19 protein-coding genes and 1 tRNA gene are annotated in these 19226 nt (G+C 70.0%); 4 read left to right on the forward strand and 16 right to left on the reverse strand.

Annotated elements, in window-relative coordinates:
- The first annotated feature begins 72 nt into the window (after positions 1-72).
- Together Acy02nite_RS21120 and Acy02nite_RS21125 are read left to right on the forward strand one after the other, a co-directional pair.
- Complete coding sequence (locus Acy02nite_RS21120; RefSeq protein ID WP_203743093.1) at positions 73-249, forward strand: hypothetical protein; 177 nt, start codon at positions 73-75, stop codon at positions 247-249.
- 94 nt (positions 250-343) lie between these two features.
- Positions 344-1153: an ATP-binding protein gene (locus Acy02nite_RS21125; protein WP_203743095.1), complete on the forward strand. Its 810-nt coding sequence runs from the start codon at positions 344-346 to the stop codon at positions 1151-1153.
- A gap of 47 nt (positions 1154-1200) precedes the next feature.
- Here the strand turns inward: Acy02nite_RS21125 and cysN are convergent, their stop codons facing one another.
- The 10 genes from cysN to Acy02nite_RS21175 all read right to left on the reverse strand — a co-directional run bounded on the left by cysN (position 1201) and on the right by Acy02nite_RS21175 (position 11480).
- Positions 1201-2499: a sulfate adenylyltransferase subunit CysN gene (cysN, locus tag Acy02nite_RS21130; protein ID WP_203743098.1), complete on the reverse strand. Its 1299-nt coding sequence runs from the start codon at positions 2497-2499 to the stop codon at positions 1201-1203.
- A complete protein-coding gene (gene cysD, locus Acy02nite_RS21135) occupies positions 2499-3410 on the reverse strand; it encodes a sulfate adenylyltransferase subunit CysD (RefSeq protein ID WP_203743100.1) in 912 nt (303 codons plus the stop codon). The genes cysN and cysD overlap by 1 nt, the downstream gene beginning before the upstream one ends.
- Before the next feature lie 51 nt (positions 3411-3461).
- Entirely contained in the window at positions 3462-4352 is an 891-nt protein-coding gene (locus tag Acy02nite_RS21140) for a 3'(2'),5'-bisphosphate nucleotidase CysQ (protein ID WP_203743102.1), read from the reverse strand.
- Between the two features lie 20 nt (positions 4353-4372).
- Positions 4373-6088 (reverse strand): sugar transferase, encoded by a 1716-nt coding sequence (locus tag Acy02nite_RS21145; protein WP_203743104.1) that lies wholly within the window; start codon positions 6086-6088, stop codon positions 4373-4375.
- Between the two features lie 137 nt (positions 6089-6225).
- Positions 6226-6837, reverse strand: coding sequence for an aminoacyl-tRNA hydrolase (pth, locus tag Acy02nite_RS21150; protein WP_203743106.1), 612 nt, complete (start codon positions 6835-6837; stop codon positions 6226-6228).
- 78 nt (positions 6838-6915) lie between these two features.
- Positions 6916-7527: a 50S ribosomal protein L25/general stress protein Ctc gene (locus Acy02nite_RS21155; RefSeq protein ID WP_203743108.1), complete on the reverse strand. Its 612-nt coding sequence runs from the start codon at positions 7525-7527 to the stop codon at positions 6916-6918.
- 359 nt (positions 7528-7886) lie between these two features.
- Complete coding sequence (locus tag Acy02nite_RS21160; protein WP_203743110.1) at positions 7887-8867, reverse strand: ribose-phosphate diphosphokinase; 981 nt, start codon at positions 8865-8867, stop codon at positions 7887-7889.
- Positions 8868-8977: 110 nt separating this feature from the next.
- Positions 8978-10420 (reverse strand): bifunctional UDP-N-acetylglucosamine diphosphorylase/glucosamine-1-phosphate N-acetyltransferase GlmU, encoded by a 1443-nt coding sequence (gene glmU, locus Acy02nite_RS21165; RefSeq protein WP_203743112.1) that lies wholly within the window; start codon positions 10418-10420, stop codon positions 8978-8980.
- Positions 10421-10506: 86 nt separating this feature from the next.
- Positions 10507-10578: transfer RNA gene (locus Acy02nite_RS21170), tRNA-Gln, on the reverse strand.
- A gap of 17 nt (positions 10579-10595) precedes the next feature.
- The gene (locus Acy02nite_RS21175) at positions 10596-11480 is read right to left on the reverse strand and encodes a helix-turn-helix domain-containing protein (protein WP_203743114.1); all 885 of its coding nucleotides are present in this window, start codon (positions 11478-11480) and stop codon (positions 10596-10598) included.
- Positions 11481-11571: 91 nt separating this feature from the next.
- On the opposite strand from Acy02nite_RS21175, the gene Acy02nite_RS21180 reads away from it, so the two are divergent.
- On the forward strand, positions 11572-12204 hold the full coding sequence (locus Acy02nite_RS21180) for a TetR/AcrR family transcriptional regulator (protein ID WP_239175056.1): 633 nt from the start codon (positions 11572-11574) through the stop codon (positions 12202-12204).
- An 87-nt stretch (positions 12205-12291) separates the two neighbouring features.
- Here the strand turns inward: Acy02nite_RS21180 and Acy02nite_RS21185 are convergent, their stop codons facing one another.
- The 6 genes from Acy02nite_RS21185 to Acy02nite_RS21210 form a co-directional block, all read right to left on the reverse strand.
- Positions 12292-12768 (reverse strand): DUF4383 domain-containing protein, encoded by a 477-nt coding sequence (locus Acy02nite_RS21185; protein WP_239175058.1) that lies wholly within the window; start codon positions 12766-12768, stop codon positions 12292-12294.
- A 64-nt stretch (positions 12769-12832) separates the two neighbouring features.
- On the reverse strand, positions 12833-14629 hold the full coding sequence (locus Acy02nite_RS21190) for an ABC-F family ATP-binding cassette domain-containing protein (RefSeq protein ID WP_203743116.1): 1797 nt from the start codon (positions 14627-14629) through the stop codon (positions 12833-12835).
- Positions 14630-14726: 97 nt separating this feature from the next.
- A complete protein-coding gene (locus tag Acy02nite_RS21195) occupies positions 14727-15674 on the reverse strand; it encodes a 4-(cytidine 5'-diphospho)-2-C-methyl-D-erythritol kinase (RefSeq protein ID WP_203743118.1) in 948 nt (315 codons plus the stop codon).
- On the reverse strand, positions 15671-16246 hold the full coding sequence (locus Acy02nite_RS21200; protein WP_203743120.1) for a Uma2 family endonuclease: 576 nt from the start codon (positions 16244-16246) through the stop codon (positions 15671-15673). Before Acy02nite_RS21200 ends, Acy02nite_RS21195 begins: the two co-directional genes overlap by 4 nt.
- On the reverse strand, positions 16243-17130 hold the full coding sequence (gene rsmA, locus Acy02nite_RS21205; RefSeq protein ID WP_203743122.1) for a 16S rRNA (adenine(1518)-N(6)/adenine(1519)-N(6))-dimethyltransferase RsmA: 888 nt from the start codon (positions 17128-17130) through the stop codon (positions 16243-16245). Before rsmA ends, Acy02nite_RS21200 begins: the two co-directional genes overlap by 4 nt.
- A 31-nt stretch (positions 17131-17161) precedes the next feature.
- Positions 17162-18079: a TatD family hydrolase gene (locus Acy02nite_RS21210; RefSeq protein ID WP_203743124.1), complete on the reverse strand. Its 918-nt coding sequence runs from the start codon at positions 18077-18079 to the stop codon at positions 17162-17164.
- Between the two features lie 70 nt (positions 18080-18149).
- Here Acy02nite_RS21210 and Acy02nite_RS21215 point away from each other — a divergent pair, with 70 nt between their 5' ends.
- Positions 18150-19184: a hypothetical protein gene (locus Acy02nite_RS21215; protein WP_203743126.1), complete on the forward strand. Its 1035-nt coding sequence runs from the start codon at positions 18150-18152 to the stop codon at positions 19182-19184.
- Positions 19185-19226: the final 42 nt, after the last annotated feature.

Consider the following 19226-nt stretch of genomic DNA (forward strand, 5'->3'; position numbering starts at 1 on the left):
CGACGATCCGGACCACGGCGGACGTGGGACGGAGAGATTTTGATCTTGATGTTGATCGGGTATGCCCGGGTCATGACGACTGAACGTGAAGAGAACGAGCCCAACGAGTACGGTTTCGCGGGCGACCCGAGCCTGCCCGAGCCGGCGGCGGCGCCGCACCTGGCCGAGGGCGAGGGCGAGCGGATCGCGGTGCCGTCGGATGATCTCACCGAGGCGATCGACGAGCTCACCGATCACGAACGGAAGTGACCCGTTCGGGCGTCCCCTACCTGGCCTTTCGCCCGATCACCCGCAGGAGCGAGCCCGGCGCCCGGGGGCCGGGCCCGCGGTTATGGTGGGCATCATGGGGGTCAGCCCGCCGTTTCTGCACGATGACACCGAGCCAGGTGTCTCCATCCGCGTCGATGTCGCCGCCGACGCTGCCGTCTCTCTGCTCACCGTGCGTGGCCCCTGGGACGATCGGCTGCGGCGCAGCACGTCGGTGACGTTGCGCCGGTGCCTGTCCGAGCGTCCGGACGCGCTGATCGTCGACCTGAGCAGGCTGTTCGACCCGCGCAGTGACAGCGTGCCGACGTGGACGACCGCGCGGACGGTCGCGGCGGAGCTGCGGCCACCGGTGCCGCTGGCGCTGTGCGTGCCGCCGGATCTGCCGCTCGCCGACCGGATGCAGGGGCTGGACGCCGGGCGGTTCCTCCCGGTCTACGCGAAGGTGCGCCAGGCGCGGGTGGCCGTCAGCGGCCGGATCCCGGGCGCGCAGCGGCTGGTCACGACGCTGCTGCCGGATCCGGACGCGCCGAGCGCGGCGCGCAACCTGGTCAGCGACGCCTGCCTGGCGTGGGGTCTGGCACGGCTGCTGCATCCGAGCCGGCTGGTCATGTCGGAGCTGGTCACGAACGCGGTCGAGCACGCCGGCACCGCGGTGCGCGTGGTCGTCACGCGGCGCGGCGCCGGGCTGCACCTGTCGGTGGCGGACGGCTCGCCGGTGATGCCACGCCTGCTGAGCCCGGCGCGCCCGAGGCCGGGGCTGCCCCTGGATGAGCGGGGCCGTGGGCTGCGGACCGTGCAGGAGGTCGCCGAGTTGTGGGGCGCCACCCCCGCCGGAACGGGCAAGGTGGTGTGGGCGACGGTCCGGAAGCCCCGGACCGCCGCCTGAGCACTCGAGTCCTGAGGCGTGTCTCGGAAATCAATTCCGAGACAGCCTCAGCTCGCCTCGATGATCATTCCGGCGGCGACGGTACGGTTCGTCGCCTCGTCGATCAGGATGAAGCCCCCGGTGGTGCGGTTGCGCCGGTACTCGTCGGCCAGCAGCGGCACCGTGGTGCGCAGCTTCACCCGGCCGATCTCGTTGAGTGCCAGACCCTGCGCCGCCTCGTCGCGGTGCAGCGTGTTCACGTCCAGCCGGTACTGCAGGCCGCGGACCACGGTGCGGGCCGTCCGGGTGGTGTGCTTGATCGTGTACTTCCCGCCGACACGCAGCGGGGCGCTCTCGTCCATCCAGCAGACCATCGCCTCGATGTCCTGCGCGACGGCCGGCGCGTTGTGCGGGCGGCAGATCATGTCACCGCGCGAGATGTCGATCTCGTCGTTGAGCCGGACCGTCACCGACATCGGCGGGAACGCCTGGTCGACCGGGCCGTCGGCGGTGTCGATCGCGGCGATCGTGCTGGTCAGGCCGGACGGCAGGACCATCACCTCGTCGCCGGGCTTGAGCACGCCGGAGGCGACCTGACCCGCGTAGCCCCGGTAGTCGGTGACCGTGGTCGACTGGGGGCGGATCACAAACTGCACCGGGAAGCGGACGTCGACCAGGTTGCGGTCGGACGCGATGTGCACGTGCTCCAGGTGGTGCAGCAGGGACGGGCCCTCGTACCACGGTGACTTGTCCGAGCGGGACGCGATGTTGTCGCCGTTGAGCGCGGAGATCGGGATGATCGTCAGGTCGGGGGCGTCGAGCTTGGCCGCGAACGAGGTGAACTCGTCGGCGATCCGGGCGTAGACGTCCTTGTCCCAGTCGACCAGGTCCATCTTGTTGATGCAGAGCACCAGGTGCGGCACCCGCAGCAGGCTGGTCAGGAACGCGTGCCGGCGGGACTGCTCGACCAGGCCCTTGCGCGCGTCGACCAGGATCAGCGCCAGGTCGGCGGTGGACGCGCCGGTGACCATGTTCCGCGTGTACTGGATGTGGCCCGGGGTGTCGGCGATGATGAACTTGCGCCGCGGGGTGGCGAAGTACCGGTAGGCCACGTCGATCGTGATGCCCTGCTCCCGCTCGGCGCGCAGGCCGTCGGTGAGCAGCGCCAGATTCGTGTACTCGTCGCCGCGGGACGCGCTGGCCACCTCGACCGCCTCGAGCTGGTCCTCGAAAATGGTCTTGGTGTCGTACAGCAGGCGCCCGATGAGGGTGGACTTGCCGTCGTCCACGCTGCCGGCGGTCGCGAACCGCAGCAGGTCCATGTTGCGCGCGGACGCGGCGCCCGGCTCCAGAACGGCCTGGCTCATCAGAAGTAACCCTCTCGCTTGCGGTCTTCCATCGCGGCCTCGCTGACCTTGTCGTCACCGCGGGTCGCGCCTCGCTCGGTGATCCGGGTCGCGGCGACCTCGTCGATCACCTTCTCCACCGTGTCGGCCTCGGAGAGCACGGCCGCGGTCTGCGAGGCGTCGCCGACCGTCCGGTACCGCACGCGGCGGACCTCGGAGGTCTCGCCGTCGCGCAGCTGGATGAACTCGTTGACCGCGTAGAACATCCCGCTGCGCTCGACGACCTCCCGGTCGTGGGCGTAGTAGATGCTCGGGAGCTCGATCTTCTCCTTGGCGATGTAGTGCCAGACGTCCAGCTCGGTCCAGTTGGAGAGCGGGAAGACCCGGATCGACTCGCCCGGGTGGTGCTTGCCGTTGTAGAGCGACCACAGCTCGGGGCGCTGGTTCTTCGGGTCCCACTGGCCGAACTCGTCGCGGAAGCTGAACATCCGCTCCTTGGCGCGGGCCTTCTCCTCGTCGCGGCGGGCGCCGCCGAAGAGGGCATCGAACCGGTACTTCTCCACCGCGGCGAGCAGCACCGGGGTCTGGATCCGGTTGCGGGTGCCGTCGGGCAGCTCACGGACCAGGCCCGTGTCGATCGCCTCCTGCACGCTGGCGACCACCAGGTTCAGCCCCAGGGTGGCGACGCGCCGGTCCCGATACTCCAGGACCTCGGCGAAGTTGTGCCCGGTGTCGACGTGCATCACCGGGAACGGGATGCGCCCGGGGGCGAACGCCTTCTCCGCGAGGCGGAGCATGACGATCGAGTCCTTGCCGCCGGAGAAGAGCAGCACCGGGCGCTCGAACTCGGCCATGACCTCCCGCATGACGAAGATGCTCTCCGCTTCGAGAGCATCCAGATGCGAGACGCGATAGTCCTTCGTCTGGCTCATAAGTTCAATCCCCAGCTCATTCTGCGATTTTCCACGGCCGTGGCCGGCTCGTCATTCTGGCGGAAGATGCCTGCTGATCGCAGCAAGCAACCGAGGAGCGAGATCTTTGCGACATACGACCAGGTCAGGAAGCTTCGGATCGGCCCGGTTGTAGGCCAGCGGAGTGCCGTCGACGCGGGACGCGTGCAGGCCCGTGGCCAACGCCACAGCGACCGGCGCCGCCGAATCCCACTCGAACTGCCCGCCGGCGTGGACGTAGGCGTCCGCCTCGCCGTTGATCACCGCGGCGATCTTCACCCCGGCCGAGCCCATCGGCACCAGCTCGGCACCCAGCTCCTCGGCGAGCGCGGTGACGAATGCCGGTGGCCGGGTGCGGCTGGCCGCGATCCGGATCGCGCCGCCGGTCGCCGACTCCAGGGGCATCGGCGGGTAGGCCGGCGCGTGGTCGGTCGCGATCGTGCGGTGCTGCGCCGGCATCGCCACCGCGCCCGCGGCCAGGCAGGCCTTGTTCGACGAGTCGGTGGTCCAGAGCGCGACGTGCACCGCCCAGTCGGCGCGACCCTCCTCGGAGAACTCCCGGGTACCGTCGAGCGGGTCGACGATCCACACCCGGGACGCGGAGAGCCGGTCGGGGCGGACCATGCCCGGCTCGCCCTCGCGCCAGGCCACCCGGGCGTGCTCGTCCTCCTCGGAGAGCACCGCGTCGGCCGGCCGCCAGCGGGCCAGCTCGGCGCGGAGCAGGTCGTGCGCTGCCTTGTCACCGGCCGTCTTGAGCGCCTTGGCGTCGGCGAAACCGACCTCGGCGCGGACCCGCAGCAGCTCCTGTCCGGCCCGCTCGGCGAGCCAGCGGGCGAAAGCGGCGTCGATCACCGGGGGCGTGCCGCTGTCGGCACCGTCCCGCTGCCCGGCCACGCGTGCGGACGTCTTCGTCTGCTCGCCCATCGTTGCGCTCCTCACCCGAGTCAATACGCTCCCGACGAGCGCACCACTGCAGTCATCGTCCTCAACAGGATCACCAGATCCAAACTGAGCGACCAGTTCTCGACATAGCGCAGGTCGAGCCGGACCGCCTCCTCCCAGGAGAGGTCCGACCGCCCGGACACCTGCCAGAGGCCGGTCATCCCGGGTTTCACCGCCAGGCGGCGCCGCACGTCGTCCGCGTAGGCGGCGACCTCGGTCGGCAGCGGGGGACGCGGCCCGACCAGCGACATCTGCCCGCAGAGCACGTTCAGCAGCTGCGGGAGCTCGTCGAGCGAGAATCGGCGCAACCACTGACCGACCGGGGTGACCCGGGGGTCGTCACGGATCTTGAAGAGCACACCGTCGTGCTCGTTGAGATGCCTCAGCTCGCTCAACCGGGCCTCGGCGTCCACATACATGCTGCGGAACTTGAAAATCCGGAACTTCTGCCCGTCGCGTCCCACACGCACCTGACGGAAGAGTACCGGCCCGCGTGACGTGAGTCGCACGCAGAGCGCGACCGTCAGCAGCACCGGGGCGAACAGGACCAGCAGCAGGAGCGCTCCCGCACGATCCACCAACTCCTTGACCAGGCGCGATCCGCCGTGCAGCCGCGGATGCTCGACGTGCAGCATGGGCAGCCCGTCGAACGGCCGGATCGTGGTGCGCGCCCCGGCCACGTCGACCAGCGCACTGGCCACCACGAGGTCCACCTCGTCGCGCTCCAGGCGCCAGGCGAGCCGGCGTACCGCGGCGCCGTCCAGCTCCGGGCAGCTGAGCACCACCACGGTGTCCGCGTCGGCCTGCTCCACCGCCGAGGCCACGTCGTCGAACGTGCCGTAGACGGGCAGGTCCACCGCGATCCCGTCGGCGTCCGGCGGCAGGCACGCGCCGACCACCTCCAGGCCGTGGTAACGCTCGCGGCGCAGCTGCCGGGTGATCCCGATGACCGACAGCTCGTGACCGACGACGATCACCCGGCGCAGCGCCTCGCCACGGGCCCGCGCCCAGTGCAGCCGCTTGCGCAGCGCGAACCGCAGGACCAGCACGGAGATCACCGCGGCCGGCAGAGCGGCCAACACATAGGACCTTGCAAGATCGAGTTCCAGCGCGTACGACACCAGGGCCACCCCGGCGATCAGACCGCCCCCGCCGCGGATCACCCGCTGGTACTCGTCCGTGCCGACGAAGAGATACCGGCGCTCGTACGCCCTCGACACCGCCAGCACCGCGAGCAGCACCACCGGCAGCAACGCCGAGATCAGCAGATAGCCCCGGTTGTACGCCGTGACGTCGTCTCCGAACCGCAGCGCGAACCCGGCCGCCCCCGCCGCGATCCCCGCCACCAGATCGGCGAGAACCAGCGAGCGCACGTAGCGCCCCTCCCAGCGCTGCCGCCGGGACATCGCCGCGTGCCGCCCCCGGGGCCGGGTGAACGGGCGGGCCACCGACGATCGGTTGCGCTGCGCCGACCAGTGCCGGTCCACCGCCCGGTTGCGGGCCGGATCGGCGGCGCCCAGCACTGCGAGCGGCGCCCCGTTGCGCCCGATCGGCACGGGGATGCGGACATTACGGCCGGACACGAACCGCAGCGGCGGGTGCTGCGGCCCCTGATTGACGGATGCCCCAGCCGGCCCGCGATCGGGCCGCACCACCGGCAGACTCACCGTGGGCTCGGTCAACGCGTCCGCCCGGCCCTCGGACACGTCCTGAGACATCCTGCGAACCCCCCGTCACGTCGGCGGCGCACCGAAGGCGGGCGCCTGTGGTGACCAACGGACGGACGGCGATGCCGTCACGGTATGACCCGACGGACAAATCGACCCAAACGGTCAGTCAGTTCCGGCCCGGGCCATCAACTTCCGTGGTATTTGTTCTGCGCCCACTCGACACCCTCGAGCACGACCGCCTCCACCACGTCAGCCGCCCGATCCACCAGGAAGTCCAGCTCCTTGCGCTCCACCGAGGAGAAGTCGGAGAGCACGAAATCCGCCGGCTCCTGCCGCCCCGGAGGCCGCCCGATGCCGAAGCGCACGCGCGCATAGTCCTTGCTGGCCAGCGACTTCGACATCGAACGCAGCCCGTTGTGGCCACCCTCACCGCCGCCGCGCTTCACCCGGACCTGGCCGAACGGCACATCAAGCTCATCATGCACCGCGATCACATGCGCCACGGGCACTTTGAAGAACTGCGCCAGCGACACCACCGGCGCGCCCGACAGGTTCATGTACGTCAGCGGCTTCACCAGCACCAGCTTCGGCCCACCGAAGCCCAGACGGCCCTCCGCCATCTCCGCCTGCGCCCGCTTCGCCCGGCCCATCTTCGCCCCGACCCGCGACGCTAGCAGATCAGCCACCATGAAACCCACGTTGTGGCGGTTCGCCGCATACTCCCGGCCCGGATTGCCCAGGCCCACCACCAGCCACGGCGCCTCGTCCGTCACCCTCTCCGCCTCCCGGATACACATCAGGGAAAGTGCCGCCCGGCACTTTCCCTGATGAAAACTGGCTTACCGCGGACCCGCGACGCGCGCGAGCACCCGAGATTACTCCGCCGCAGCCTCGGCGGACTCGGCAGCGGCGGCCTCGTCCTCAGCGGCGGTCGTGGTGTTCTGCGCCGCGTTGACGAACGCCAGCACGGTGTCGCCCTCGACAGCGAGCTCGACACCCTCCGGCAGCTTCACGTCGGCGGCGGTCACCGTCGAACCGGCTTCCTTGCCGTCGACCGAAGCCTCCAGCTCGGCCGGCAGGTTCAGCGCGTCGGCGATCACGGCGACCGTGTTCGACTCGTGCATGATCAGGGTGTTCTTCGCGGCCTCACCGGTCAGCGTCACCGGGACGTCGACCTGGATCTTCTCGCCCTTCTTCACGATCAGAAGGTCGATGTGCTCGTAGGTGTCCTTGATCGGGTCACGCTGGATCGCCTTCGGCAGCGCCAGGGTGGCGGCCGCGTTGCCGGCGATGTCGATCGTGAAAATCTGGTTCAGGCCACCATGACGGATCGCGGCGGCGAACTCACGGGCCGGGAGCGCGATGTGCTGCGGCGCCTCGCCGTGCCCGTACAGCACGGCGGGCACCAGGCCGGCCCGGCGCGTGCGACGGGCACCACCCTTGCCGAACTCGGTGCGGGGCTCGGCGCTGATCTTTACCTCGGACACGGGGAAACTCCTGAAACTCTTCGATGCGGGCTGCGTCTAAGTCTGCGGCTGCGGAATCCAGCAGTGCTTCAGTGCTGATCAACGACGGCGTGAGGCCGTCGCCGGCGCTGCCGGGCAAGGGGGCGCGCTGGGCACAGGCCCGGAGCACCGCGTCGATCACGGAGCCTCGAGCGGACTGCGAACCTCAGCAGACCGCGGGGCACCCTCGCCGTGGCAACCGTACTAGCTTACCTGCCTCGAACCCGCAGGAATCAGCGGGTCCGGCACACCCACGGCGGACCCGGAGAAATCAACCGGAAAACACGGAGAGCGCCCGCCACCGGCAACACCGGCGGACGGGCGCCCTCACCCCTCGTGAATCAGCTCAAGCCACCGAACAGGGTGGTCACCGAACCGTCGTCGAACACCTCACGGATCGCCCGCGCCAGCAGCGGCGCGATCGACAGCACCGTGATCTTGTCCAGCTGCTTCTCCGGCGTCAGCGGCAACGTGTTCGTCACCACCACCTCGGAGATCCGGCTGTTCTTCAACCGCTCGGTCGCCGGGTCCGACAACAGCGCGTGCGTGGAGGCCACGATCACATCGGCCGCACCCTCGTCGAACAGGATGTCCGCCGCCTTCGCGATCGTGCCACCGGTGTCGATCATGTCGTCGACGATCAGGCACACCCGGCCCTCGACCTCACCGACCACCCGGTTCGCGACCACCTGGTTCGGCTTCATCGGGTCACGCGTCTTGTGGATGAACGCCAGCGGGCAACCACCCAGCCGGTCCGTCCACCGCTCCGCGACCCGCACCCGGCCCGAATCCGGCGCGACCACCGTCATCGGCCGGCCCGCGAACTTCTTCTCCACATACTCCGCGAGGATGTCCATCGCGAACAGGTGATCCACCGGGCCGTCGAAGAAGCCCTGGATCTGCGCCGTGTGCAGGTCGACCGTGAGAATCCGGTTCGCCCCCGCGGTCTTGAGCAGATCGGCGACCAGACGGGCCGAGATCGGCTCCCGGCCGCGGTGCTTCTTGTCCTGCCGCGAATACGGATAGAACGGCAGGACCACGGTGATCCGCTTCGCCGACCCACGCTTCAACGCGTCGATCATGATCAGCGTCTCCATGACCCAGCGGTTCACCCCCTCGGTCACCGACTGCACCACGAAGGCATCCGAGCCGCGCACCGACTCCCTGAACCGGACAAAAAGCTCACCATTGGCGAACTCATAGGAATCCGACGGCGTCGGCGCCACACCGAGCACCTGACCGATCTCATCGGCCAGCTCCGGGAAGCCCTGGCCGGAAAAGAGCATCAAACTCTTACGGTTCTCCGCGACGATGCTGCCCATCGGCTCGCTGCTCCCGTGGAATAGGGGGTGGGTTCGAGTGAAGTATCCCTTGCGGCCACGTAACCGCCACGTTTCCAGGGCACCACGTGGGATGCCTCACCCCCGCTGGATCAGTCCTGCTCAGGGGTGATATCCCGAGCCCGCTCCGCAGCCTCCGCCGACACCGTGCCAGGCCGCTTCATCGCCACCCAGCCCTCGATGTTGCGCTGCTGCGCCCGCGTCACCCCGAGGTTGCCCGCAGGAACATCCTTCACCACCGCCGAACCCGCCGCCACGTAAGCACCCGGGCCGACCTCCACCGGCGCGACCAGCACCGAATCCGAGCCCACGAACGCCGCCTCACCGACCACCGTCCGCGACTTCCGCACCCCGTCGTAGTTCGCGAAGATCGTGCCGGCGCCGATGTTCGCCTTCGCACCGATCTGCGCATCGCCCACATACGACAGGTGCGGCACCTTCGCGCCCTCACCCAGCTCGGCGTTCTTCGTCTCCACGAAACCACCGACCTTCGACTTACGCGCCAGCTTCGTACCCGGCCGCAGGTACGAGAACGGCCCCACCGTCGCCTCCGGCCCGATCACCGCACCGACCGCATGCGACCGCAACACCGTCGCACCCGCCGCGACCGACGCGTCCACCAGAGTGGAATCCGGGCCCACCACCGCGCCCGTCGCCACCGACGACGTGCCCAGGATCTGACAATTCTGATCGACCACCGCATCCGGCTCCAGCGTCGCCGTCACGTCGATCCACGTCGTCGCCGGATCCAGCAGCAACACCCCCGACCGCATCCACGCGTCGTTCACCCGATCGCGCATCAGCACCCGCAAGCGCGACAACTCCGCCCGGTCGTTGCAGCCCAGCGTCTCGTACGCGAACTCGGCCACCTCGATCGCGACCGGATGCCCCAGACCCGCCAGAATCCCGAAAACGTCGGTCAGATACTCCTCGCCCTGCGCGTTGTCGGTCGACAGCCTGCCCAGCGCCTCCCGCAACAGAGCCGCGTCGAACGCGTAGATCCCCGAATTGATCTCCCGGATCGACAACTCGTCCGGCGACGCGTCCTTCGCCTCGACGATGCGCTCCAGATTCCCCTTCGCGTCCCGCACCACCCGGCCCAGACCACCGGGAACATCCACCTCGGCGCTCAGCACCGTGGCCGCAGCCCCCGCGCGCTCGTGCGTGGCCAGCAGCGCCTCCACCGTCTCCGGGCGCAGCAGCGGAACGTCACCGCTGAGCACCACCACGGTGCCGGCCAGCTCCGGCGCGGCATCCAGCGCGATGCGCACCGCGTGACCCGTACCGTTCTGCTGCGCCTGCAACACCGGCGTCGCGCCCGGAGCGACCTCGGACACGAACGCGCCGACCTGATCGGCCTTGTGCCCGACAACCACCAGGGTGCGATCAGCCCGGATCTCCGCCGCGACGTGCAGGACGTGCCCGAGGAGGGTGCGCCCGAGAAGCGGCTGGAGCACCTTGGGCGTCGCGGACTTCATCCGCTTGCCCTCACCGGCGGCGAGAACAACGACAGTACGGCTGGGGGCCTGGCTCACGAGGCAACTCCATTGTTTGCGGTGGCGTCTTGCATCTGCGGCGATACGTCAACCGCGGGGCCCTGAGGCCCTATACCACAAAGTTGCTCGGCTGTCAGGACTCGAACCTGAAATGAGACAGTCAAAGTGTCCAGTGTTGCCAATTACACCACAGCCGAATGGCGCCAGTGACAGCCTAGCGCCTGCCGCCGATCTCCGGGAAACCGGACGAAGCCTGTCGGGTGACGGCTTTCACCACCCCTTCCATCCGCCAGTAGAGACTCCGGGACTTAGGCGCGTCGATCACCAGGCAGCCATGGTAGTCATCGCCCACGTTGCCCCGGCGGGTCTTCGGAACGTGCTTCTTGATCGTCGGCCGGCGGAACCTGTCCCGTGGCACCCCGAGGCGCTCGGCCCACCAATCCGCGGCCGCCTCCGCGTCGGCCGTCTCATGGATGCTCAGGCGAAAGCCCAGTTCATCGAGGCTGTAGCCACCCAACTCGAGGAAGCGCAGATGGATCTCGACCAGCCCGGGATCGCTATTGATGAACACCAGGCGATCCGAGCGGCACCACGGCTTCGACTTCGAGCCCTCACACCAATAGTTGATCGCGCCAATCAGAAGGATGTCTCGTTCGGTCAACCGGCCCACCTCGTCGACGGCGGCATCCCACACCTCGTTCTGCCGCCGGTCACGCTCTTCCCTGAACTGGCCCCACCGGCCCGCGATGCGCTTCTTCGCGAGTTCCCGCTTCTCCTGAGCGCGCTCACTGTCTTGGTCCAGCGGGATGTGCCCCGCCCACCTGAACGCCGTCGATTTCGCGACGTCCAGCTGCTCCGCGATGTCCTTGAGCGACCACCCGGCTTCCCGTAGCTCGACCGCCTCCGCCCTCTTGTCGTCCTTCGCGTTGGGCCGCTTGGTCCAGGCCGGCGGCTCCACGCCCCGCAGCCAGTCGGTCAGCGTCCCGTTGCTGACCCCGAACATCTTGATCAGCTGTGACCTGGACAGCCCCGGATCGACGCGGAGCCGCCGCGCCTCGGCTCGCCGGTCCTGCTCGCTGAGATCCCCGTTTATCTGCATGAATAGAACGCTAGTCCCAAAAGTTCTAGAAGTGTAAGAGGCGAAGTGTGCCAACCCTGTACCCGCGACAACTCCCTGGCAGGATGACCGGATGACCGAGGAGAAGCCCCGGATCCGGATGTCCGGCGCCCAGCGCCGCGAGCAGCTGATCACGATCGGCCGTGAGTTGTTCGCCGAGCGCGGCTACGACGCGACGAGCGTCGAGGAGGTCGCGGCCCGGGCGAAGGTGTCGAAGCCGGTCGTCTACGAGCATTTCGGCGGCAAGGAGGGTCTGTACGCGGTGGTCGTCGACCGCGAGGTCCGCGCCCTGCTGGAGCGGATCACGGCGGCGTTGACGGCGGGTCATCCGCGGGAGTTGCTGGAGCAGGCGGCGCTGGCGTTGCTGGATTACATCGAGGAGGAACCGCACGGTTTCCAGGTGTTGTCGGCTCGGCAGGCGCCGACGCTGGCGCCGGCGGGCACGTTCTCGAGTGTGATGAACGATGTGGCGCACCAGGTGGAGCATCTTCTTGGTGGCGAGTTCCGCACGCGTGGCCTGGATCCGCAGTTCGCCGAGCTGTATTCGCAGGCGCTGGTGGGGATGGTGGCGCTGGTGGGTCAGTGGTGGCGGGAGGCGCGCGAGCCGAGGAAGGAGATGGTGGCCGCGCATCTGGTGAACCTGGCGTGGAACGGCTTGTCGAACCTCGAGGTGAGGCCGGGGCTGATCACGCGACAGGTGCGCTGATCACGCCGTACGCGTGGAAGGCAGGGGAAGAGCAGACGACCGCCGAGCCTCTCGCCGAGGCTGGCGGTCGTCGGGGTGATGGGGTTCTCAGGCGGTGCGGCCCTCGCGGACCTGGCGCGGGGCGCCGGCCTTGCTGGGCGCGGCGACCTTGCTGTAGAGGCTGATGGTGATCAGCAGCAGGCCGACGAGGTAGGTGACGATGACGGTGGCCATGCTGGCGCCGAAGAAGTTGGCGTCGGTGCGGATGGTCGCCATCGAGTAGCTGCCGAGGACGAGGAGTCCCCAGCCGAGGTATTTGTCGGCGGCCACGTCGACGTTGCGGCCGACGACGGCGCCGAGGATCACCAGGGCGCCGACGATGACGGTGATGATCGACCAGAGCAGGTTGCTGCCCTGGCCGAGCACGCGGTCGCCGGTGTGGCCGGTGAAGCTCTCGCCTGCCGTGATGCCGAAGCCGATGATGCCGAAGACCACCAGGTACGCACCGGCGACAAAACCGGCCAGGCGGTACATCGGCCGGAGGGGGTGGTTGACCGGAATATGCGCCATGCTGTCCGTCTCCAAGGTCAGATGTTGTCGTTCCGATTCTCGCGTATCCGCGACAAGCGGCGCAGGCACACCCCCCGGATCAGTTTCCGGGCACCTGCTCGGCCAGTTCCAGCCAGGCCATCTCGGTCTCTTCGCGTTCCTGGCGGACGGCCTTGAGCTGGGCTTCCAGCTCAACGATTTTGTCGTAGTCGCTGCCGTGCTCGGCGAGACTCTCGTTGATCTTGGCTTCTTTCTCGGTGAGCTTGTCCATCTGGCGTTCCAGCCGGGACAGGTCTTTCTTGGCCTGGCGGAGCTCCCCCTGGGAGAGGCCCGGCGTGGCCGGGGCCGATTCCTTGCCCGGTGCGGACGGTACGGCCGGCGCGGTGCCGTGGATCCGGTCGAGGTACTCGTCGATGCCGCCGGGCAGGTGGACGAGCCGTCCGTCGCCGAACATTCCGTAGGCCTTGTCGGTGACGCGCTCGACCAGGTAACGGTCGTGGCTGGCGACGATCATGGTGCCGGGCCAGGAGTCGAGCAGGTCTTCCAGGGACGCCAGGGTGTCGGTGTCGAGGTCGTTGGTGGGCTCGTCGAGGAGCAGCACGTTCGGCTCGGTGGCGAGCAGGCGCAGCATCTGCAGCCGGCGTCGTTCGCCACCGGAGAGGTCGCTGACCGGGGTCCAGATGCGCTTGTCGGTGAAGCCGAACACTTCGGCGAGCTGCCCGGCGGACAGTTCCCGGTCGCCGAGCTGGACGCGTTTGGCGACCTCTTCGACGGCTTCGAGCAGGCGCAGGTGCCCGGGCAGCTCCTTGAGCTCCTGGGAGAGGAACGCGGGCCGCACGGTGGAGCCGGTGACGAGGCGGCCGCCGTCGGGTCTGGTGACTCCGGCGAGCATCCGCAGCAGGGTGGTCTTGCCGGCCCCGTTCGCGCCGAGGATGGCGATCCGGTCGCCGGGGCCGACCTGGAAGGTCAGGTCACTGAAGATCGGCTTGGGCCCGGCGTTGAGCGTCACGTTCTCCAGGTCGTAGACCTGTTTGCCGAGCCGGGTGGTGGCCAGCCGCTGGAGGCTGACGGTGTCGCGGACCGGCGGGACGTCGGCGATCAGCTCGTTGGCCGCGTCGATCCGGAACTTGGGCTTGGAGGTACGGGCCGGCGGGCCGCGGCGCAGCCAGGCGATCTCTTTGCGGAGCAGGTTCTGCCGGCGGGCCTCGACGGCGGCGGCGACGCGCTGGCGTTCGGCGCGGGTGAGGATCCAGGCGGCGTACCCACCCTCGTACGTGTGGACCTGCTCGTCCACGACCTCCCAGGTCATGGTGCAGACCGCGTCGAGGAACCAGCGGTCGTGGGTGACCACGACGAGGGCGCCCTTGCGGGTGACCAGGTGCTTGGCGAGCCAGTCGACGCCGGCCACGTCGAGGTGGTTGGTGGGCTCGTCGAGGATCAGCAGGTCGCTCTCGCGGACCAGGAGCGCGGCGAGCGCGACGCGGCGGCGCTCGCCACCGGACATCGGGCCGACCGGCGTGTCCAGGCCGAGGTAGCCCATGCCGAGGCCGTCGAGGACGATCCGCACGCCGGCGTCACCGGCCCACTCGTGCTCGGCGCCCATGCCCTCGGCGAGCCAGGCGGTGCCGAGCACGACATCGCGCACGGTGGCGTCGGCGGCCAGCGCGAGGGTCTGCGGGAGGTTGGCGACGCGCAGGTCACGGCGGTGCGTGACGCGTCCCGAGTCCGGCTCCTCGATTTTCGCGAGCATGCGCAGGAGGGTGGACTTGCCGGCCCCGTTGAGGCCGACGATGCCGACGCGGGCGTCGTCGTCCAGGCCGAGCGAGACGTCGGTGAGCAGTTGACCGGCGGCGCCGTAGCCCTTGTTGACCCGGTCCAGGTTGATGATGTTGGCCACGATGCGAAGAAGTCCTGTCTCGCGGGGGTAACCGCGGGGCTGCGGCGTGGCCCGTCTGGCGCCTCGCCTGCGCTCGCGGCACCCCGCGAGACGGGATCTAGATTACCCGCGCTCCGGGTTGGGGCCCGCGGGCGGTGACCGCCCCGCGGCAGACGCCGGCCGCGGTGAGCGTGTCGGCCAGCTCCTGCGCGTGCGCGGCGTTGGCGGCGAGGAAGACACACGTGGGGCCGGAGCCGGAGACGAGGCCGGTCAGGGCGCCCGCCTCGGCGCCGGCCTTGAGCACGTCGGCGAGTTGCGGGCGCAGGGCGAGCGCGGCCGGTTGCAGGTCGTTGCCGAGGGCGTCGGCGAGCACTTCGGGGTTGCGCTGGCGCAGGGCGCTCATCAGCCGGTCGGCGTTGCCGACCGGGGCCGGTGGCTGGGAGCTGTCGCGCAGGGTGTCGAGCTCGCGGTAGACGGCGGGGGTGGAGAGGCCGCCGTCGGCGACGGCGACGACCCAGTGCCAGGTGGTGGGGCGGGCCAGGATGGGGCTGACCGCCTCGCCGTGGCCGGTGCCCAGGGCGGTGCCGCCGTACAGCAGGAACGGGATGTCGGAGCCGAGCTGGGCGCCGATCTCGGCGAGGTCGTCGCGGGACAGGCCGAGGCCCCAGAGCAGGTCGCAGGCGATCAGGGTGGCGGCGGCGTCGGCGCTGCCCCCGGCGAGACCGCCGGCCAGCGGGATCGTCTTCTTCAGGTGCAGTCGCGCGTACGCCGGGACGCGTGCCCGGGTGGCGAGCGCACGGGCGGCCCTGATGATCAGGTTGGTCTCGTCGAGCTCGAGCTCGCCGGCGCCCTCGCCCTCCATGGTGAGGGTGAGGGTGTCGCCGTGCCGGGCGGTGATCTCGTCGAACAGGCTGATCGCGTGGTAGACGGTGTTCAGCTCGTGGTAGCCGTCGGGGCGCAGCGGGCCGACCCCGAGGTGCAGGTTGATCTTCGCCGGGACGCGGACCCGGACCGGGCCGTTGTGCGGGCGTGGCTCGTCGTCGTCCGGACCCCAGGCCTCGGTCACGGGGCGATGTCCCGGATCGGCAGCGTGATCTCGAACGGCGCGCTCAGCACCAGCTCCTCCGTCGTGTCGGCGACCAGCCGATATTCGCCGTCGACCAGGTCGTAGGCGAACACATGCAGCGGGTCCTGCTCGACACGCCAGTAGTGCGGAATACCCGCGGCGGCGTAAAGACTGGGCTTCACCAGGCGATCGCGCCGCTTGGTGCCCGGCGAGACGATCTCGACGACGACCACCACCTGATCGGGATCGAAGTAGTGATGGTCGAGGTCGACGGGGCTGTGCAGGATCAACGCGTCCGGCTCGAGGGTGGTGCCGGCATCGATCAGGACACCGACCGCCATCTGTGGCTCGAACCCCTTGGGCAGGTTCTGGTCGAGCCAGCCCACCAGCCGCCAGTTGATCTTCTGATGGCCGCCGGCCGGAGAGGGGACCACGACGAGAACTCCGTCCACGAGCTCGACGCGGGGAGCGTCGTCGGGCAGGTTGAGGACATCCTCAACGGTGTAACCGGCACGTTTCTGCTTGACCGGGTCGGGACTCCATTCGGCGTGACCCATCGGCTCCGCGGTCATGAGTCCACCTCCTCGGGCTGTGCGCCGGACGGGCTGAGCTTACCGCCGCCGTCCGGCGTTGTGGCCGCCGCGGCGATCGCGACGAACTGCTCGACGGTCAGCGACTCGCCTCTGGCCTGTGGGCTGATCCCGGCTCGCACGAGGATGTCCTCGGCCCGCGCGGCGCCGCCGGCCCACCCGGCGAGGGCGGCGCGCAGGGTCTTGCGCCGCTGGGCGAAGGCGGCGTCGACGACCGCGAACACCTCGGCGCGGCCGGCGCCGGTGGGCGGCTCGCGACGGGTGAAGGCGACCAGGCCGGAGTCCACGTTGGGCACCGGCCAGAACACCGCGGGCGGGACCTTGCCGGCCGACCGGGCCTCGGCGTACCAGGCCAGTTTGACGGAGGGCACGCCGTACACCTTGGAACCGGGCCCGGCGATGAGCCGGTCGGCGACCTCCTTCTGCACCATGACCAGGCCGCCGCGCAGGGTGGGCAGCTCGGCGAGCAGGTGCAGCACGACCGGGACGGCGACGTTGTAGGGCAGGTTCGCGACCAGCATGGTGGGCGGCGGGTCGAAGCGGTCGCCGGTGACCTTGAGCGCGTCGGCCGGGTGCACGGTGAGGTGCGCGGCGGTGACGGTGGCCGGCAGGGCAGCGGCCAGGATCGGGTCGATCTCGACGGCGTGCACGTGCGCGACGGCGCCGGCCAGGCCCAGGGTGAGTGAGCCGAGGCCGGGGCCGACTTCGAGCGCGACGTCGTCGGGGCGCAGCGCGGCGGCGGCCACGATGCGCCGGATGGTGTTCGGGTCGTGCAGGAAGTTCTGGCCGAGCTTCTTGGTCGGCGCGACGCCGAGGCGCGCGGCCAGTTCCCGGATCTCCGCCGGGCCGAGCAGTCCGTCAGCCATGTGAGCAGCCTAGGCGGCCGACTACTCCCGCCTAGGCCCAGGGGCCGAAGACGCGCTCGCCGTTGGCCGAGATCTGGGCGCACAGCGCGTCGACGTCGGCGCCGCGGGCCGCGGCCAGCGCCCGTACCGTGATGGGGATCAGGTAGGAGGCGTTGGGCCTGCCCCGATGCGGGACCGGTGTCAGGTAGGGCGCGTCGGTCTCCACCATCATCAGTTCGGGCGGGGTGATCGCGGCGGCCTCGCGCAGGTTCGCGGCGCTGGCGAAGGTGACCGTCCCGGCGAAGCTGAGGTGGTAACCGCGCCGGACGCATTCGGCGGCGAACTCCGCGTCGCCGGAGAAGCAGTGCAGCACCACGGTGTCCGGGGCGCCCTCGGAGTCGAGGATGCGCAGCACGTCGGCGTGCGCGTCCCGGTCGTGGATGATCAGCGCCTTGCCGTGCCGCTTGGCGATCTGGATGTGCGCCCGGAAGCTGGTCTCCTGCGCGGCCCGGCCGTCGTCGCCGGTGCGGAACGTGTCCATGCCGGTCTCGCCGATGCCGCGGACCCGGGGGCGGGCGGCGAGCGCCTCGATCCGGCGCAGCGACTCGTCCAGATCGGAGACCCGCGGCGCGTCGTTGGGGTGCAGGGCGACCGCGGCGAGCACGGCGTCGTGGCGGTCGGCCAGGTCGGCGCCCCACTGCGACGACTCGACGTCGACGCCGACCTGCACGATCCGGTCGACACCGTTCTTGGCGGCCGCGGCGATCAGCGCCTGGACCGGGTCGGCGGTCCCGTCGGCGCCGCCGGGCACGCCGGCCTCCTGAATGGTCAGGTCGAGGTGGGTGTGGCTGTCGAAGACCGGCACGGCCAGCGGCTCCGGGGCGGGCGGAAACTCGCCGGCGCGGCGCGCGGCTTTCGCCCGGCGCTTCTCGGACGGGCTATCGGGGGGAGCAGTCGACATGTGAGACATTCTGCACGGACCCTCGTCCGGTAACCGAACGTTCACCTGGGATCCATGACGGTCATTTAACTTCCGCCGGGTGACCGTGACCGGTGAGGACAGCCAGCTGGGCGCCGACCCGCTCGAGCCTCCCCTGATGGCACCGTTGCGCCGCGGGTTGACCTGGCAGGCCGTTCAGTCGATGAGTCAGTCGGCGGTGCACCGGGACGATCCGATCCTGCGCGCCATCCGGGAGACGGCGGCGGTGCGCCGCGGCACCAGGATGACCAAGCTGCTGTCCCCGGCGCAGGTCGCCGGGCATCTGGCCGGCTGGTTGCCGTACGGGTTCTGTTACCGCTCCTGCGACATCGCCCATCTGAGCGAGCCGGAGCAGCTGGCCCTGTTGCGCACCGACGGCGGCGTCGACGGGCGGGTCGCGTTCGCGCTGCGCTGGCGGGCCATCGACCCGGCCGACTACGAGTTGCCGGCCGGTCCGGCGCAGCCCGGCCTGGGCGCGCTGCCGGCCCACTCGCGGATCGGCGCGATGGTGCTCGGCACCGGGTTCACGCCGAGCACCGACGACCTCGTCCCGGAGTACGTCACGGCCGGGTTCGCGGATCTGCCGATGCCGGCGAACGCGCAGCTGGTGGCGCACGTCCCGGGCGGCGAGGAAGTGGTGCTCTACACCTACCAGCCGGAGCAGCACGGCTGGCTGCGGCTGGCCGGCCCGCGCTGGCGGGGCCTGCTCGGCGAGCTGCCCGGGGTGAGCCCGGACCGGGAGTACGTGCCGTGCACCGCGGCCGGCACCGCGAAGCTGATCGGTCAGATCGACGGCAAGGAGTACGAGGCCGTCGCCGACCCGCCGGGCGAGTTCCGGGTCCGGGCGCTGACCCGGGCCGCCCGCTATCCGGTGCGGACGCTGAGCCGGCGCGCCGAGCAGGCGTTGTGGCGCGGGGTGCCGTGCTGGGTGCTGCAGCGCGACGAGACCTGGGCCCGGTTGCGGCTGTTGCGGCCGGAGGCCGAGGCGCTCCACGCGACCGGGGCGCGCTGTTACGAGCGCGGCGTCTACGAGGCCTGGGCGCCGGCCGACGAGCTCGCCGATCACCACATCGCGGAGATCGCGTACCAGCTCTGAGAATGCGGAAAGGGCCGGCGCTCGCCGGCCCTTTCCCCTGTT

Origin of the sequence: Actinoplanes cyaneus (assembly GCF_016862095.1) — a bacterium.
Classification (GTDB): Bacteria; Actinomycetota; Actinomycetes; order Mycobacteriales; family Micromonosporaceae; genus Actinoplanes; species Actinoplanes cyaneus.

Bases quoted from the DNA above. Each gene is read 5' to 3' on its own strand.
- Acy02nite_RS21160 (WP_203743110.1), bottom strand. From the start codon at position 8,867: ATGGGCAGCATCGTCGCGGAGAACCGTAAGAGTTTGATGCTCTTTTCC.
- Acy02nite_RS21180 (WP_239175056.1), top strand. From the start codon at position 11,572: ATGACCGAGGAGAAGCCCCGGATCCGGATGTCCGGCGCCCAGCGCCGC.
- Acy02nite_RS21125 (WP_203743095.1), top strand. From the start codon at position 344: ATGGGGGTCAGCCCGCCGTTTCTGCACGATGACACCGAGCCAGGTGTC.
- Acy02nite_RS21210 (WP_203743124.1), bottom strand. From the start codon at position 18,079: ATGTCTCACATGTCGACTGCTCCCCCCGATAGCCCGTCCGAGAAGCGC.
- Acy02nite_RS21120 (WP_203743093.1), top strand. From the start codon at position 73: ATGACGACTGAACGTGAAGAGAACGAGCCCAACGAGTACGGTTTCGCG.
- rsmA (WP_203743122.1), bottom strand. From the start codon at position 17,130: ATGGCTGACGGACTGCTCGGCCCGGCGGAGATCCGGGAACTGGCCGCG.
- cysD (WP_203743100.1), bottom strand. From the start codon at position 3,410: ATGAGCCAGACGAAGGACTATCGCGTCTCGCATCTGGATGCTCTCGAA.
- cysN (WP_203743098.1), bottom strand. From the start codon at position 2,499: ATGAGCCAGGCCGTTCTGGAGCCGGGCGCCGCGTCCGCGCGCAACATG.
- Acy02nite_RS21140 (WP_203743102.1), bottom strand. From the start codon at position 4,352: ATGGGCGAGCAGACGAAGACGTCCGCACGCGTGGCCGGGCAGCGGGAC.
- pth (WP_203743106.1), bottom strand. From the start codon at position 6,837: ATGTGTATCCGGGAGGCGGAGAGGGTGACGGACGAGGCGCCGTGGCTG.
- Acy02nite_RS21200 (WP_203743120.1), bottom strand. From the start codon at position 16,246: ATGACCGCGGAGCCGATGGGTCACGCCGAATGGAGTCCCGACCCGGTC.
- Acy02nite_RS21145 (WP_203743104.1), bottom strand. From the start codon at position 6,088: ATGTCTCAGGACGTGTCCGAGGGCCGGGCGGACGCGTTGACCGAGCCC.
- Acy02nite_RS21175 (WP_203743114.1), bottom strand. From the start codon at position 11,480: ATGCAGATAAACGGGGATCTCAGCGAGCAGGACCGGCGAGCCGAGGCG.